11 protein-coding genes, 1 tRNA gene and 1 pseudogene are annotated in these 15,815 nt (G+C 69.6%); 3 read left to right on the top strand and 10 right to left on the bottom strand.

The annotated features are described in order from the left end of the window. Positions 1-17: 17 nt before the first annotated feature. Positions 18-1,583 (bottom strand): KOW motif-containing protein, encoded by a 1,566-nt coding sequence (locus CAP_RS16160; protein ID WP_044241573.1) that lies wholly within the window; start codon positions 1,581-1,583, stop codon positions 18-20. Between the two features lie 347 nt (positions 1,584-1,930). On the opposite strand from CAP_RS16160, the gene CAP_RS44750 reads away from it, so the two are divergent. After that, a complete protein-coding gene (locus CAP_RS44750) occupies positions 1,931-3,193 on the top strand; it encodes a CxxC-x17-CxxC domain-containing protein (protein WP_052375372.1) in 1,263 nt (420 codons plus the stop codon). A gap of 149 nt (positions 3,194-3,342) precedes the next feature. Here CAP_RS44750 and CAP_RS44745 read toward each other — a convergent pair whose 3' ends face one another. From CAP_RS44745 to CAP_RS16140, 3 genes are all read right to left on the bottom strand, one after another. After that, positions 3,343-5,250, bottom strand: coding sequence for a serine/threonine-protein kinase (locus tag CAP_RS44745; protein WP_081864942.1), 1,908 nt, complete (start codon positions 5,248-5,250; stop codon positions 3,343-3,345). 293 nt (positions 5,251-5,543) lie between these two features. Next, a complete protein-coding gene (locus tag CAP_RS16145) occupies positions 5,544-6,344 on the bottom strand; it encodes an HAD hydrolase family protein (protein WP_044241571.1) in 801 nt (266 codons plus the stop codon). After that, positions 6,341-7,537, bottom strand: a complete 1,197-nt coding sequence (locus CAP_RS16140; RefSeq protein ID WP_044241569.1) for a class I SAM-dependent rRNA methyltransferase — start codon at positions 7,535-7,537, stop codon at positions 6,341-6,343. Before CAP_RS16140 ends, CAP_RS16145 begins: the two co-directional genes overlap by 4 nt. Positions 7,538-7,959: 422 nt before the next feature. Between CAP_RS16140 and CAP_RS16135 the strand changes: the two genes are divergently transcribed. Then, entirely contained in the window at positions 7,960-8,916 is a 957-nt protein-coding gene (locus CAP_RS16135) for a hypothetical protein (RefSeq protein WP_156040858.1), read from the top strand. Positions 8,917-9,232: 316 nt separating this feature from the next. On the opposite strand, the gene CAP_RS16130 is transcribed toward CAP_RS16135, so the two are convergent. The 6 genes and pseudogenes from CAP_RS16130 to CAP_RS16110 form a co-directional block, all read right to left on the bottom strand. Beyond that, positions 9,233-9,535 (bottom strand): HU family DNA-binding protein, encoded by a 303-nt coding sequence (locus tag CAP_RS16130; RefSeq protein ID WP_044241566.1) that lies wholly within the window; start codon positions 9,533-9,535, stop codon positions 9,233-9,235. Positions 9,536-9,694: 159 nt separating this feature from the next. Further along, positions 9,695-10,213, bottom strand: a complete 519-nt coding sequence (gene ybeY, locus CAP_RS16125; protein WP_231511510.1) for an rRNA maturation RNase YbeY — start codon at positions 10,211-10,213, stop codon at positions 9,695-9,697. 5 nt (positions 10,214-10,218) lie between these two features. Beyond that, positions 10,219-10,875 (bottom strand): fructose-6-phosphate aldolase, encoded by a 657-nt coding sequence (gene fsa, locus CAP_RS16120; protein WP_044241564.1) that lies wholly within the window; start codon positions 10,873-10,875, stop codon positions 10,219-10,221. Positions 10,876-10,892: 17 nt separating this feature from the next. Next, entirely contained in the window at positions 10,893-11,552 is a 660-nt protein-coding gene (locus CAP_RS56030) for an SEC-C metal-binding domain-containing protein (RefSeq protein ID WP_442340131.1), read from the bottom strand. A 357-nt stretch (positions 11,553-11,909) separates the two neighbouring features. Next, positions 11,910-13,940 (bottom strand): annotated as a pseudogene (gene secA / locus CAP_RS16115) (preprotein translocase subunit SecA); the annotation flags it as partial. Positions 13,941-14,120: 180 nt separating this feature from the next. Then, a tRNA-Leu gene (locus CAP_RS16110) sits at positions 14,121-14,202 on the bottom strand. 529 nt (positions 14,203-14,731) lie between these two features. Between CAP_RS16110 and CAP_RS44740 the strand changes: the two genes are divergently transcribed. After that, positions 14,732-15,349 carry a response regulator gene (locus tag CAP_RS44740; protein WP_052375369.1) on the top strand — a complete coding sequence of 206 codons (618 nt, stop codon included), beginning with the start codon at positions 14,732-14,734 and terminating at the stop codon, positions 15,347-15,349. The last annotated feature ends 466 nt before the right edge of the window (positions 15,350-15,815 follow it).

Here is a 15,815-nt window from a genome sequence, read left to right as displayed (position 1 = left end):
TCTCCGGGGCGGGTCGCTCATCGGGCTTTGCGCGGATCGGCGCCCTGCGGCTTGCGCAGAGGGGCGGCAGGCGAAGGTCGTCCCTGCGCTTCGCTTACGGGTTCGAGATCGGAGAGGTCCAGGCGGGTGGACAGGAGGCCGAGCAAGACGCGCGCGCCACCCTTGCCGTCGAGATCGCCGATGGTGCCGAGCTTGCCCTCGAAGGGTCCGCGCAGGACACGCACGCTGGCGCCCTTGTCGAGCGGGCCACCGGTGTGCACGCGAGGCTCGGCAGCGCCCGGCGCGGGTGAGGTGTGGGCGCCGGCCTGGTCGTGCGCGGGCTGCGTCGGCGGCGCGGACTGCGTCGGCTGCGCGGACGGCGCGGCGTGAGCGCCGGGCTGCGGCGCGGGATCGCGGCGCTCGCGATCACGGAAGCGGTCGTCGCGAACGTGCGTGTCGCGGCCGTCGCGCCCATCGCGCTCGCGGCCACGGTCGTGCGGGGCTCCGGGAGCAGGCCTCCCGCCAGCATGTTGCGCCGGGTGCGCAGGGCGCCCGGGGGCTTTGCGAGGACCGCTCGATGCGTCGTCCGGGCGACGCGGCCCGGGGGATCCCGCAGGTCCGGGGGGGCGGGGCGCGGTGGGCTTGTTCGCGGGAGCGCCCTGGCCGGGGCGCGGACCGAGGGAGCGGAAGAGCGTCTCCAGCGTGGGGCGACGCGCGGGGAGCGCTTCGTCGAGGCGCACGCGCGCTTGCTCCATGGATCGCTCGCGGGCCGCGGTCTGCTCCGCGCGCCAGCGCTCGTTCTCGGCTTCGAGCTCGGCGTGGGTGCGGGCGCGCTCCTGCTCGATGCCTTCGAGGCGGCTGTCGAGCGCGAGGTGGTCGTTCTCGCGCGACCAGGCGACGAGCCGGTAGATGGGGGAGAGCGCGGCGAGCGCGTCCTCGAGCTGCTCGTCGAGGATGTCGGCGTGCTCGAGGGCGGTGTCGCGCGGCAGGGACCAGCCGATCCAGAGGGGGACCTGTCCGGCGGCGGCGCTGCGGAGCGCGGTGAGGATGGCCTCGGGCGTCGCGCTGCTGCAGGGGACGCGCTCGTCGCCCGCGCCGAAGGTGAACTGCTCGGGGAGCGCGTGCAGCGCGGTCGACAGCTCTGCGGGCAGGGGGGAGTCCTCGGCTTCGAGGCGGGCGCGGAGGTTCTCGATGTCGACCTTGGCGTCGGGGTGCACGGCGAAGCAGACCTCGACCTCGTTCTCGGCGAGGCGCAGGGCGAGGAAGGCGTGCCGCCGGTAGGGGCTCACGTCGTCGAGCTCGGCCGAGATGGTGCGGCCACGCGCGAGGAGGCGGTCCAGGTCGTCGCGGGCCTTCTCGTCGCGCCAGAAGAACACCCACTGGCAGTCGACCCGGTAGCGGTTGCGGAGCGAGGGGTGCTCGTCCGAGCCGTGCACGTCGACGGAGATGCCGTGCTCGGCGAGCCGCGCCGCCATGCCGCGCGCCCAGGCGAGGACGCGCTGCTTGATCTCCATGCGGGGGCGTGAATACGCCTTCGACGTGGCCTTGGTCGGCGAGTAAGCGTCGAAGTCGCCGGCGGTGAGTCGCAAGGTGAAAGACGTCATGGCAAGGGGCCGCGTGTCGAGAGACGCGCGGCCGAAGCTCCCCGCGGCTGGCCGAGGCGTGAGAGCGCGCCGACTTGCCGGTGAGCTCCCTCGTCCCGAAGAGGCTGAAAGCCCCGCTGCAAAGGCCGCGGGAAGGGCGCGGATGGTAGCTTGTGCTCTCGTGAAATCAAAGCCTGCCTGCGGTCTGACCGGCTCTTGACCCCCGGAGCGAGCGTGTCACCGTAGCCGCGGTTCGAGGACCGGGCTCCGCTGCAGGTGACCCAGCGAGCGTTCCCCCCGGGTCGCGCGGATCGCCGCGCGGATGTTTCAAAAGAGTCGCCGTCCCCACGTCACGACGCCGAGAGGCCATGGCAGAGCACGAAGAAGTGGTAGAGCACGACGCATCCCACAAAGGCGCGTCGAACCCCGAAGCGGCGCGTCACGAGGTGGCGCCGCTCGACGCGGCAGGTCGCGGGACCGCAGACCAGGAAAGCGCCCGAGACCAGGAAAGCACCGCAGCGCTCGGAGGAGCCGCAGCGCTCGGAGGAGCCGCAGCGCACGAAGGAACGGCGATGCCGGGAGCGGCAGCGCCTGGAGAGGCGGCGACCGCAGAGGACGCCGAGGAGCGCGCCCGCCTCGCTCAGGAGAAGGCCGACGCGGAGGCCGACGCGAGGGCAGAGGCCAAGGCGATGGCTGCCGTCGCGAGGGCGAAGCGCGCGACGACCGTCGTCACGGAGGACGAGGACGAGGACCGGGGGAACGTGCGGTCCGGAGGTGCAGCACGGGAGGGCGCGCAGGACGGACGCGCGCCGCAGCAGGGGCGTGCGCCCCGGGGCACGGGGAACCCGAACGAGTACCGCAGCCCGATGGCCGAGGAGCGCACGGGGAGCGCCGAGGAGTACCGCCGGCCGATGACCGTGGGGCAGCCGGGAGATCCGGAGGGAGGTCGCGGCGTCACGGGAGACCCGAGCGGCTACCGGAGCCCGATGGGTACGGGCCGTACGGGAGGTGGGCCTGGGGGGCGCGGGGAGTACCGCAGCCCGATGGTCGCAGGGCGCGCGGGTGGCCGCGGGGAATACCGTAGCCCGATGGTCGCGGGGCGGGGCGGGGAGTACCGCAGCCCGATGGTTGCGGGGCGCGCTCCGGCTTCCGGCGAGTACCGGAGTCCGATGGCGTCGGGTCGCGAGGTCGAGGCGCGTCCAGGCGAAGCGCGGCACGGGGAAGCGCGGCACGGGGAAGCGCGCCAGCCGTTGCGCGGTCGTCCGCAGGGCGGGGGAAAGCCGCAGCGGTCCGCGTCACCGCAGCGTGGAGAAGGAAAGCGCAAGGGAGGCGGCGGTGCGCCGCGGCCGATGTTCGCGATCACCTGCGCCCAGTGCGCGAAGGCGGCGGAGGTGCCGTTCAAGCCCGTCGAGGGGCGTGAGGTGCTCTGTCAGGAGTGCTTCAGGGCTCGCAAGCAGGGTGCTGAAGGTGCCGGGAGCACTGCGGACGGTGGCGGCGGCGCGGGCGGCGCGGACGCTGGAGACAGCCGCGCTGCCGAAAGCACTGCCGGGAGCGTCACGGGGAGCGAGAGCACCACCGGGAGCGAGAGCACTGCCGGGAGCACCACGGGCGGCGAGAGCACGCAGAGCTGACGCCGCGTCGCTCACTCCAAGTGAAACTCAGGGCGCGACGCTTTGCCAAGGGCACTGCGTGGCGGCTGGCGAGAGCGGTTCGAGGGGAGTGGGCCCCGTCGGGATTCACCCCCGACGGGGCGAGGGGACACGGGTTCCCTCGTGGAGACTCAGAGGACGATTTCGCAGGCGAGGTCAGAGGTGAACCCGATCTCGCCGGCGGTGATGGTGACGCGCACGCCGCCGCCGGCTGCCTTGCGGGTCGTCTCCTCGACCATGCCCACGAGCCAGAGGCGCAGCGGGAGCGAGGCGGGATCGAAGTCGCCGATGTGCAGGGACACGCGGCCTGTCGGGCCCGTCGCCACCCGCCATGAGCCGAAGGTGAAGAGGCGGGACCAGGTGTTGATGCCGCGGCGCACGATGTTCGTCACGTCGTTCGACGGACGGGAGATGAGGGGCCGGACCAGGCTCTGAAGCTCGCCCATCACGGCGTTCCGGCCGAGGTCGCGCCAGCGCTCGAGATCGCGCAGCACGAGCGAGGTCGCGAGCTCCATGTAGGCGTCGAGCGCTTCGAGCTCGTAAGGAACCAGCGCGTTGATGGAGTCCTGCCGGAAGTCCTCGGCGTACTGGCCGGGCATGTGCGTCACGACCTCGTCGCGGGCGCTCTTGCCGTACTCCTCGATGATGGCGCGGTCGACGCTGCGCAGCACCGGGCCGCGCACCTGGTACTGGTTGCGGAACCGCGCCGGGAAGGGGCGCACGGTGGCGTTGCTGGGGCGGCGGATCTCCTTCTTGATGCGGGAGCTGATGTCGGCGCTGCGCTTCGTCGGCTCCGACACGCGGAGGTCGGCGCTGCGCTGGGTGGGGACCGGGTCCATGCGGGGGATGGGCGGCATCGGCGGGATCTGCACCGCAGATTCGCTCCGGGCGCGCAAGGCGTCGGAGAGCGCGGCGCCCGGCGCAGGCCGCGGGGGCTCGGGGGTGCGCGCGGGCGCGGCGTCGCTCTGGCGACCGCTGCTGCCGAGAAGGGAGGACTGGACGCGCACGACGGCCGGCAGGTCGAGAGGACCGCCGTGCCTCAGCCTGTCGCGCGACGAGGAGAGCCGCTCGGCGTCAGCGCCGTGGCTGCTCTGACCACTCGCACTCGCGCTGTTCATGCTGAGCGCCATGCGGCGCTGCACGTTGATGATGCGGCCGAGCGCGGAGGCGCGCCTCGTGGCGTCAGGGATCGTGCGGTCCAGCTCGCGGACGACGTCGGAGGCGAGCTGGAATCGTTTGCCGGGCTCCTTGTTGAGGAGCTTGTGGACGATCGCTTCGAGCTTGCTGTCGACGGTGACGCCGGCGGCGGCGAGCCGCGGGACCTCCGCGTTCACCACGCGGTATGCGGTGGCCACCGCGGTGGGCGCGCGGAAGGGGCGCGTGCCGGTGAGGACCTCGTAGAGGAGCACCCCGAGCGAGAACAGGTCGCTGCGACCATCGATCGGCTGATCGCCCATCGCCTGCTCGGGCGACAGGTAGTCCGGGGTCCCGAAGACGACGCCGGTGCGCGTGAGCGAGGGGCCCTCGGCGTCCATCATCTTGGCGATGCCGAAGTCGAGCAGGCGCACGACAGCCTGGTTCTTGCCAGGGTCGAAGGCGATGAAGATGTTCTCGGGCTTGAGATCGCGGTGCACGATGCCGGCGCGGTGCGCGGCGTCGAGCGCCTCGAGCACGGGGATGGCAACGCCCACCGCGGCGTCGACCTCGAGCCGCCCGAAGCGCGCGAGCGCCATGCCGAGCGACTCGCCGTCGAGGTGCTCCATGACGATGTAGGGGCCCTGGTCGCCGACCCCGGCGTCGATCACGTCGACGATGTTGGGGTGGCGGATCCGGTTGACCGCCTGGGCTTCCTGGAAGAAGCGGGCCGAGAACTCGCGGCTGTCGGCGAGCTCGGGGTGGAGGAACTTGATGGCGACGCTGCGGCCGGCGAGCGCGTGCTCCGCGCGGAACACGTCTCCCATGCCGCCCCCGCCGATACGCTCTGCGAGGCGGTACTTGCCGTCCACGAGCAGACCGGGAGTCGGGGGTCGATACGCCATCTGCTAACAGCGGGAGAGAGAGCCGCACTCATGGTCCCGGGAACCCGTGCCAATGTAAAGTCCCGCCATCATTTGGCTCCCCAGTCGCCCTGGACAGGGTAGCGCTCCCGCTGCCAATCCACGAGGGAGACCCGCCTGTACGGCGCCACCGCCCGAGCCGTTCGGTGCGCATCCGCGGGCGCGGCAGGCGCGCTTGCCAGGTGTTCCAGGGCACCTCGTGGACCGGCGTCGAGGGGTGGCTCGGCTGGCGGCTGCCCGCACGGGGCAGCACAGTCCCTGGCGCGGGGAGGACGTCAAGTCGCCCGCAGCGCGGCAAGCCGGAGGGCGATCTCGACGAATCCTCGGCCCATGGGCGAGGGCGCCACGAAGCGCGGTGGCACGGACATCCGCCCGAGATGCTCGTGGACGTTGGCCACGCCGAACGTCGGCAGGAAGGCGGCAAAGGCGGCGCCATCGTTGCCGCTGTCACCGATGAAGGCGTACCGGAGCCGCGCCCGCGTCGGATCCTCACCGAAGCGCGTCGAGAGGAGGCGGAGGGCCCCGGTTGCTTTGTCCTCCACTTCGTGGGTGAGGTGGAGGTGAACGCTCGACACAAGGGTGCGGACGCCGTGCTGGTGGGCGAGATGTCTGAGGCGGTCGATGTCTGCCGGGGGCACCTTGCGGTGCTCGCCGATGTCGAGGGTCACGTCGGTGACGCGGGCGCTGTTGTCGTCGGCGAGGGCCGTCGACGGGACACTCTGGAGGAGGGTATCGGCAAGGGCGAGCAGCTCGGCCCGACGCGCGCGCCGGGCGGAGGGCTCCAGGGGATCGAGGGCGACGATGCGGGTGGCCGCCGGGGACGCAGGCACGAGCGCGATGGCGCCGTTCTCGACGAGGGTCGCATCGAGAGGCCACTGACGCTGAAGGACCTCACCCCAGCCCGCAGGTCTGCCCGTGCAGGCGATGAGCCGAAGTCCCGCTTCACGGAGCCGGAACAGGGCGGCGTAGGTGGCCTCGGCGAGGGCGCCATGATCAAGGACGGTGTCGTCCAGATCGAAGATGACCCCCTGGAGGGCACGCGCCAGCTCGGCCGGGACCTGCGCCAGCGGCTTCACAGCGTCTCGACGCGGGCGATGAGGCTCTTGAGGTAGAGGCCTTCGGGGAAGGACGAAGGCACGGGGTGGTCGGCGCCCTGGAAGTGGCGATCGAAGACGGTGGCCTGCATGTTCGCATCGCGGGCTCCCAGGGCGAGCGCGCGGGTGAGGTCGTCGAGGCTGATGGCACCGGAGCAGGAACAGAGGACGAGTACGCCACCAGGCCGGGTGGCGCGGCACGCGGCGGCGGCGAGGGCGCGGTAGGCCGGCAGGGCCCCCTCCTTCTGGGCGCGGGTGGCGGCGAGCTTGGGAGGGTCACAGATGACGAGGTCGAAGGGCTCCTTGGAGGCCCGCGCCACCGCCTTGCGGGCGTCGTCGCGGACGAAGGAGATGCGCTCGAAGAGGCCATTCTCGCGCGCGCACTCGGCCGCCACTTCCAGGGCGACGGCGCTCTCGTCCACCGCGACGACCTCGCGCGCGCCGCCTCGCGCAGCGGCCATCGCGAAGGTGCCGACGAACGAGTAGAGGTCGAGGACCCGGGCGCCGTGGGCGAGCTGCTCCACGCGGGCACGCAGGGGGCGCTGATCGAGGTAGAAGCCGGTCTTCTGGCCGAGGGAGAGGGGGATGGTGTAGCGGAGGCCGCGCTCGGTGAAGCGGAGCTGCGTGAGCGAGGGGTCGCCGCGAACCACGCCGGTGCCAGGGGTGAAGCCTTCGAGGCGGGCGGCGGACGCAGGGGTGCGGTCGAGGATGGCGCGGGGAGCCACCGTCGCCTGCAGGGCGTCGAAGATGACACCTTCCCGGAGCTTGGCGCCGATGGTGCCGAGCTGCACGGCGACGACGTCGCCGAAGACGTCGACGATGAGGCCGGGCAGGTGGTCGCCCTCGGCGTGGACGAGGCGGAAGGCGTCGGTTTCATGCCCGGCTGTCCGGCCGGGGAGGCCCAGGTCGCGCCGGTGGGCGACGGCCTGCTCGATGCGGCGCCGGAAGAGGGCGGCGTCCACGGGGGCGTCGGAGCGGGTGTAGAGGCGGACAGGGATCGCCGAGCCAGGGGTGTACAGACCCCGGCCGAGCACATTCCCCTGGGGATCGACGACGGTCACCTCGTCGCCAGCGACCGCGCCGCCCTCGATGCGGGCGATCGCCTGGGCGAAGATCCAGGGGTGACCGGACCAGACGGGTCTCACATGGCCAGGTTTCAGCGTGACGGTGGGCATGGTGGGCTTTCGTTCGGTACGTTCAGCGCGTGCGGTGCGTAAACCGCCGCCGGTGTCGTCAATTCGCGTCAATTCGCGTCAATTCGCGTCAATTCGCGTCGGTCGCGTCGGTCGCGTCGGTCGCGTCGATGCCAGGAGTCGCCCGACAGGCGGAGGTGGTCTTCGGGCATTCCGGAGGTCGCGGTCAAGGCGCTGCCGGGGGGGCTGTCTTGATCCAGGCTGCCGCCCGTCGTGACTTTGGCCGCAGACCTAGTACTCTTGGGGGCACTTTGCGTGTGAACCTTCCGCCACAGCGCGGCGTGGCGCGCGATGCACGCCCCCGGATGGGACGGCCGGAGAGCCAGTGTTCCGGCGAGTCAGCGGATGGCATCACGGTTGCTAGCTTCACGGCACCGAACAGGAGTCGCCCGATGCGCCGTTGCTTGATCCATGCACTTCCCGCGGTGGCGATGCTCACCTCCGTGCCCGCCTTCGCACAGGACGCGGGCTGTCCTCCGGGCTCGTGGTTCTGTGAAGAGGTCCCGGAGGAAGCCCTCCCGGATGGGGGCGCCGCGCAAGCTCCAGAGGCCGACGTCGAGGAGGAGCTTCCCGCTCCCGAGGAGCGCCCGGCCGGGAGACGACGGGCACCGCGCCCCCCCCGCGGGACAAGGCACGGAGCCCCTCCCCCCGTCGTCGTGTACCAGCCGCCGAACCAGGGACAGGCTCCCCAGGTGGTCATCGTGACCCCAGGTGGCCAGCCGCCTCCCCGGGTGGTGGTCCGCTCGACCCCAGCGGTACCTCCCGCACCGCCGCCCCCGCCCCCGCCGCGCCGGTGGCGCTCGGAGTGGGGTCTCAACCTGCGCCTGGAAGGCGCGAGCTTCGGCAGCGCCGAGGGCGTGGCGGCGGACGCTGCGATGGGGGGTCTCGGTCTCAGCTTGCGCTACCGCCCGGTGCCGGCCTTCGCGATCGACCTCGGCGTCGATGTGCTCGGGGGCATCGACTACAACGGGTTCAAGCGCACCGAGATCCCGCTCTCGCTGAGCGGGATGATCTTCTTGAACCCGCGGAGCCGGGTCCAGTTCTACCTCATGGGCGGCGTGAACATGTCGTACGCGGACGTGGAGCGTGAAGTCATCCTGGCCTCGGACGACCCCCAGGTCGCCGGCACGCTCTCCACAGTGAACGAGGAGTACGAGTACTTCGGCGGCCACGGTGGCATCGGCCTGGAGTTCCGGCTCTCGCGGCGCGTGGCGCTGAACATCGATGGGCTCGCGTTCATCCGCAATCGGACCGACGAGCGCGCGACGCAGTACCCGGAGTTCGTGGATCCGGAGACGGGCCGCACGACGAACGTGTCGGGCGGTGGCCTCTTCCGGGGCGGCATCTCGTTCTACTGGTAGAGCACGACCAGAAGACCACCGGCCCACCGCTGGTGGTCACCCCCTCCTCCTCGAACCACACGCAGACACCTGGCGCGCCTGGAACTCGCCTCCGCAGGTAGGGGCGAGGCGAAGCTGCCTCCCGTGCGTGCCGGTGAGGCGACGTGGATCGTCGAGGTGAGTGGTGCCCCCCCCGGGGCCTTCTCTGGGCACCTGACCGTTCGGAAGAGCTGCTGCGTGTCCTGCGTCAGCGCTCGGCCTCTCTTGAGACCACCGGGGGCCTTTCAGGCAGCCTCCCGTGACGCAGGGTGCTCGCGGCGCCCCTCCCGCCAGCGCTTCAGTCCTTGAGCGCCTTCACGGGCGTGATGCGGATCTTCCGGCTGGCCGGCTTGCCCTTGATGGTCATCGGCTGCTTGGTGAAGGGGTTGGTGCCCTCGCGGTCCTGCGTGGCGGGCACTTCCTTCGCCTTGAACTTGGCGATCCCCGGCACGGTGACCTCGCCGGGGCCATCGGACCCGAGCTGCTTCTTCACCAGGTCGGCGAGGGCGTCCATCACGCCGTTCACGGACTTCTTGTCGAGGCCAGAGCTCTCAGCGAGAGCGACGATGAGCTGCGCCTTGGTCAATTTGCTCCCGGGCATGTCTCCTCCAGGTGGGTGAGGCGGTTGGGCGAAGGGGTCGCGCGTGGCTTTTTCCCGCGACAACCCAGAGTTTGAAAGGGCGGTCCGTTTAACAAGCAGGGTTGCCCATCGCAAGGGAAACCGGCCACTGCGCGGCGAAGAATCCCGCAGAATCTCGGTTCAGGGGGTCCGGCGGGCGCGGCGCGAAGCCGGTGTCACAGCGGGCTGGGCTGTCATACGACGCGCTGCGACCGCTTCGAGCTCGCGGGTGAGGGCTGTCATTTCCTGCTCTTCCGCGTCCGTCTGGTGGTCGTAGCCGATGAGGTGGAGCAGCCCGTGCCCGAGCAGCATGGTCATCTCGTCGAGGAGTGGCCGTCGTCGTTGGCGCGCTTGCCTGCGTGCAGTGTCCACGGAAAGGATGACGTCTCCGAGCAGCCTGCGGCCCTGCGGAGAGGGTCCACCTTCCTCGTCGAGCGGGAACGCCAGCACGTCGGTCGGCTTGTCTTTGTGGCGGTAGTCCCGGTTCAGGGTGTGGATGGTGGCGTCATCCACGAGGGCGACGGACAGCTCCACGGACCGGAGCTTCAGGTGCGAGAGCATCTTCTCCGCGCGTCGCTGCATGGTCGCAGGCGAGGGCCCCTCGAAGGGCCCTCCCCGCGTGGTCACGCTGACCACCGAGCCCGCTGGTCGTCTTGCCACGAGCTTCAGGAGCGAGAACCGGTCGGGATCTTCTTCGCGTCAGCCAGGAACTGCGCGAGCCCCGAGTCCGTGAGCGGGTGCTTGAGGAGCTGCTTGATGACCTTGAGCGGCAAGGTGGCCACGTGCGCGCCGATCGTCGCTGCCTGGACGAAGTGCAGCGGGTGGCGAATGCTCGCGGCCAGCACCTGCGTCTTGAGATCGTAGTTCCTGTAGATCTGGACGATCTGCTGGACGAGCTCGATGCCGTCGCCGGAGATGTCGTCGACGCGACCGACGAACGGAGAGATGTACGTGGCCCCGGCCTTGGCCGCGAGGAGCGCCTGGGAGGGCGAGAAGCAGAGGGTGACGTTGGTGCGGATCCCCTCCTTGGTGAAGATCCGCACGGCCTTCAGCCCCTCTTCGAGGAGCGGGACCTTGACCACCACGTTCTTGTGGATCTTGGCCAGCTCGCGCCCCTCGCGGAGGATCTCCTCCGCCTCGACCCCGACCACCTCCGCCGAGATCGGCCCGTCGACGATCGCGGCGATCGCGGCGATGACTTCCGAGGTTGGCTTCCCGCCCTTCGACAGGAGCGAGGGGTTGGTGGTGACGCCGTCGATGACCCCCATCGACTGCGCTTCCTTGATCTCTGCGATGTCTCCCGAGTCGATGAAAATCTGCATGACTGCCTCCAGCGAAGTTACGCCGTCGCCTCGTCCTCGGCACCGTGGCAACGAGAGAATGGCTTGCCGCTGCCACAGGGGCACTCCATTTCGGCCGTCACGGCAGGCGGCGGCGGCTCAGGCGGCGGCGGCGGCTCAGGTTGCGCGCCGAGCGACGTCGGATCCTCGTGCTTGGCCACGGCCCCGCGCATCTCCTGTTCGTGCCAGGCCGCTTCCTCGGCCTCGATGCGGCGCTCCTCTTCCTCGGCCCGGCGCACGCTCACCGAGAAGAGCTTGCTGATCACGTTCGAGGAGACGCGCGCCACCATGTTGACGAAGAGGTTGTACCCCTCCTTCTTGTACTCCTGCTTCGGGTCCTTCTGGCCGTAACCGCGGAGGCCGATCCCGTCGCGCAGGTGGTCCATGTCGGTGAGGTGGTCGATCCAGGACTTGTCGAGCTGTTCGAGGTAGAGGTGCCGGAAGATCCGGAGCGAGAGCTCCAGCCCCATCTCCTTCTCGCGCTTCTCGTACAGCTTCTCGGCGCGCGCATAGAGATCGCGGGCCAGCAGCTCCTGGTCGCCGACGTGAGAGACCTCGTCGGGCAGGTCGACGCCGAAGAGCTCCTTGAAGCCCTGGAAGATCCCGCCCCAGTCCCAGTCCTCCGGGGGCTTCCGCGCAGGGCAGGACTCTTCCACCATCGCGCCGATGATGCGGTCGATGAGGTCGAGCAGGCGCTCTCGTTGCTCCGTGAGAGACAGGGGCACGCGCTCGATGGCTTCGTCGTAGATGCCGAGCACGTCCTCGTCCCGCTCCTCGACCTCGAGCTTCACCCCCCAGCGGGTGTACACCTCGCGCTGGAGGTTCTCGAGCTCGACGAAATGCTCGAGCTTCTCGAAGTCGGCGCGGGTGATCTCGCGGCGCTCTCCCTCCTTGTCCACGGGCATGATCGGGTCGCTGCCGAACATGCCGAGCAGGTAGCCGACGTCGGGCCTGAGCTGCTCCACCACCGAGGCCATGGGCTTGATCTTCCGCTTCTCGCCGGTGGGCTTACCCTCGTCGTCGACGATCTCGGGGGAGTACCGGCCCTGGAGCAGCGACTGACGCATCTCGTAGATCGTCTTGCGCTGCGCGTTCATCACGTCGTCGTACTCGAGGAGGTTCTTGCGGATGTCGAAGTTCCGCTCCTCCACCTTCTTCTGGGCGTTCTCGACGCTCTTGGTCACCCACGGGTGCTCGATGGGCTCGTCGTCGGGCATGCCCATGCGCTCCATCAGGTTCTTCACCCGATCACCGGCGAAGATGCGCATCAGGTCGTCTTCGAGCGAGAGGTAGAACCGGGAGGTGCCCGGATCGCCCTGGCGACCCGCGCGACCACGGAGCTGGTTGTCGATGCGGCGGGACTCGTGCCGCTCGGTTCCGAGGATGAACAGGCCACCGAGCGCGCGGACCTCGTCACCCTCCTGCTTGCAGGAGAGGGTGAGCTCCTCGACGAGCTTCTCGAACTCCTCGGGCTCCGCCTCGGGGATCCGGTTCTGCTCCTTGAACTTGAGCTTGGCGAGCATCTCGGGGTTGCCCCCGAGCACGATGTCGGTGCCGCGGCCTGCCATGTTGGTGGACACGGTGATCGCGCCCTTACGGCCTGCCTGGGCGACGATGTACGCCTCGTTCTCGTGGTGCTTCGCGTTCAGCACCTCGTGCGCCACGCCCTTCTTCTTGAGGATGCGGCTGATGGCGGAGCTCTTCTCCACGTTGGTCGTCCCGACCAGGATCGGCTGCCCCGCCTCGTGCCGCTCCATGATCTCGTTCACGACCGCGGTGAACTTCTCCCGCTCCGTCTTGTAGACGACGTCCTCGTGGTCGACGCGGAGGATCGGCTTGTTCGTGGGGATGATGGTGACGTCGAGCTTGTAGGTGCCGTGGAACTCGGAGGCCTCGGTGTCCGCCGTACCCGTCATGCCCGAGAGCTTCTTGTAGATCCTGAAGAGGTTCTGGAAGGTGATCGTGGCGTTCGTCCGGCTCTCCTCCTGGATGCGGACGTTCTCCTTCGCCTCCACGGCCTGGTGCAGGCCGTCCGACCAGCGACGCCCCGCCAGCACGCGGCCGGTGAACTCGTCGATGATCATGATCTTCCCCTCCCGCACCATGTACTGCACGTCGCGCTTGTAGAGGGTGTGCGCGCGGAGGCACTGGTTGAGGATGTGCAGCGTCTCGAGGTTCGCCGGATCGTAGAGGTTCGATCCCTTGAGCACCTTCATGGCGTTGAGCAAGCGCTCGGCGGTCTCGATGCCCTCGTCGGTCATCGTGACGGAGTGCGCCTTCTCGTCGAGGTTGTAGTGCTCCTCGTTCCGGAGCTGCGGGACGATCTCGTTGATCAGCCGGTACTTGTCGCTCGACTTCTCCCCCTGGCCGCTGATGATGAGCGGGGTGCGCGCCTCGTCGATGAGGATCGAGTCGACCTCGTCGACGATGGCGTAGTTGAGCGGGCGCTGCGCGTACTCCAGCGCCGAGAACTTCATGTTGTCGCGCAGGTAGTCGAAGCCGAACTCGTTGTTCTGGCCGTACGTGATGTCTGCCCGGTAGGCCGCGCGCTTCTCCGGATCGCCCTGCTGGTTGACGACCGTCCCCACCTCCATGCCGAGGAAGTTGTAGACCCTCCCCATCCACTCCGCGTCGCGGCGGGCCAGGTAGTCGTTCACGGTGACGATGTGCACCCCCTTGCCCTCAAGAGCGTTGAGGTAGGCCGGCAAGGTGGCGACCAGCGTCTTGCCCTCGCCCGTGCGCATCTCGGCGATGGATCCGCTGTGGAGCACCATGCCGCCGACGAGCTGCACGTCGTAGTGGCGCATCTTCATCACGCGCCGGGAGGCCTCGCGGCAGACGGCAAAGGCCGGGACCAGGAGGTCGTCGAGCGCGATGCCGTTGCGGAGCTTCTCCTTGAACTCGGCGGTCTTCGCTTGCAGCCGGTCGTCCGAGAGCTGCTTCAGCTCGGACTCGAGTCTGTTGATGGCTTCGACCTTTGGCCGCATGCGACGGATGGTCCGCTCGTGCGAGGTGCCGAAGATCCTCTTCATCGCCCAGGTCAACATGTCCGTCGTGCCTTGCGCCCACGGCGGTGTCCGCGTGGGTGGTGGAGTGGGGAGGGGTCTCGCGGAGACGGCGAACCTAGCCGCGGTGAGCGCCTCGGGCAATGGGGCCAGTCCCCGCTGGACCTGAAAACCAACAGGGAGACGGGGTGTTCCCCGGGCAGGAAGATTCGAGAGCTGGGGTGCACGAGGGGGGAGTTGAACCCCCATGCCTTGCGGCGCCGGAACCTAAACCCGGTGCGTATGCCAGTTCCGCCACTCGTGCGCGCGAGACGCTTGTGACATCCCCCGTCGGCGTCATCAAGAGAAAGTCGCCGGCCAGGTCCGTCTGGACCACCCCTCGGGAACGCGGGAGCGGCCGCCTTCTTCGCGGCCTTGAAGACCGCCTTGAAGACCGCCTTGACGGCCACCTTGACGCGACGCTCCCGTCGCCAGCAGAGCCCTCGCGCGTCCCCTTCATGCGCCTCCTGGATCCAGGGCGGCCTGCATCTCGTGCCCACCCCGGTCCGAGGGGACGCGCGGCGCCCCTCGGGCCATTGCGAGCCCGCCAACAGCTCTGACGGGCTTCTCCGAAGGGCCTGCGCACGATCAGCGCACCAACGGGCGACCGCCGCGCTCAGCAAGCCCGCCGGAGAGCGGCATGTTCGTTGCCGATTGCTGCTCCACAGACGGGGGGACGCGCGGACGATCCTCGCTACCCCCGACCCAGCACGGCGGGCCAGGAGCCACGCAGCTGAAAGAACGGCGCTGAACGCCGAGCGGGTTCACCGCGAGCCCCCTGAGGAGCATCCATCATGACCACCCGTACGCCCACCATCCTCCTGCTCGATCAGGACGACATGCTCCGCAAAATGACGGCGGTGCTGCTCTCCAGCCGAGGAGCGGGGGCGGTAAGTCCAGCCGCCACGCTGGACGAAGCCATCGCCCTCGCGCACGAGGCGCCCTACGACGTCCTGCTCATCGATCGCTCCGAGACGATGCCTGCAGCGCGAGAGCTGATGGACAAGCTGCGGCAGGAAGGCCTCACGCCCGCGCGGGTCGTGCTGTGCACGGACACCCCCGCCGATGTCGACGACGCTACCGATGGCACCGAGGTGCTGCTCAAACCCTACGCCTTCGATCGGCTGGTCGCGGCCGTCTTCGGTCGCCCTGCACCTCAGAGCGAGCCGCGCGTACCGGGCCGCGCGACCGCCAGGGTGCCTCGGCGCACGCCCACCGCGACTGTGGGAGGGACCTCGCGTCCGCGACAGCGCGCCAGTGCTCAGAAGCGGACCGAGCGGCGCACGAGCACCGCGACCCCTCTCGCCGTCGGCACGCGCAGCACCGCGCGCACGCGCAGGACGTCGGGCCGTGTGGTCAGGTCACCTGCGCCGCCGCCCCGGGTCGCCAGGGGCCGCCGGCGTCCTGGCTGACCCGCATTCGCGGGGAGTGAACGAAGCCAGAGGTCCGCGGATGTTCTGACGCCAACAGACGTCAGCAGACCTTCTGACACGGTGTTCTTCCTCACCCCGTGAGACCGTCAAATACCTCCCAGAGAAGAGCGAGCCTCTCGGCGCGCGATGCCGAGGCGCTTTCCCGCCCACCGCGACTTCATTGAGTCGTTCCTCCAGTTTTCGCCCGCTCCGTTCCCCTTCGTCCGGCATCTACTGATCTGACGGGTCGCCCTCCAGAGGCGATCCGCGCCGTCACCGTTGGCCCGATTCCAGAATGGCAACGAGGAGTTCGACACGGTCGGGGAGGGAGCGCAGGGCTAAGCTGAGCCCGGCGCCAGGTGGGTCCGGAAGGATTCGCTCCCGTTTTGTGTTCCGGCACAAAGCAAGACTCGGGCCGAAACCGAGTTCGGTGCTACGTTGAGGGAAGGAAGCGATGAAGCAACCG

It is taken from the genome of Chondromyces apiculatus DSM 436 (assembly GCF_000601485.1).
In the GTDB taxonomy this organism is placed as follows: Bacteria; Myxococcota_A; Polyangia; order Polyangiales; family Polyangiaceae; genus Chondromyces; species Chondromyces apiculatus.
The sequence above is the reverse complement of the archived record's forward strand: the minus strand, read 5'-3'. Positions and strand labels throughout refer to the sequence as shown.

Bases quoted from the DNA above. Each gene is read 5' to 3' on its own strand.
- CAP_RS16160 (WP_044241573.1), bottom strand. From the start codon at position 1,583: ATGACGTCTTTCACCTTGCGACTCACCGCCGGCGACTTCGACGCTTAC.
- CAP_RS44750 (WP_052375372.1), top strand. From the start codon at position 1,931: ATGGCAGAGCACGAAGAAGTGGTAGAGCACGACGCATCCCACAAAGGC.
- CAP_RS44745 (WP_081864942.1), bottom strand. From the start codon at position 5,250: ATGGCGTATCGACCCCCGACTCCCGGTCTGCTCGTGGACGGCAAGTAC.
- CAP_RS16140 (WP_044241569.1), bottom strand. From the start codon at position 7,537: ATGCCCACCGTCACGCTGAAACCTGGCCATGTGAGACCCGTCTGGTCC.
- CAP_RS16130 (WP_044241566.1), bottom strand. From the start codon at position 9,535: ATGCCCGGGAGCAAATTGACCAAGGCGCAGCTCATCGTCGCTCTCGCT.
- fsa (WP_044241564.1), bottom strand. From the start codon at position 10,875: ATGCAGATTTTCATCGACTCGGGAGACATCGCAGAGATCAAGGAAGCG.
- CAP_RS56030 (WP_442340131.1), bottom strand. From the start codon at position 11,552: ATGGTGGAAGAGTCCTGCCCTGCGCGGAAGCCCCCGGAGGACTGGGAC.
- CAP_RS44740 (WP_052375369.1), top strand. From the start codon at position 14,732: ATGACCACCCGTACGCCCACCATCCTCCTGCTCGATCAGGACGACATG.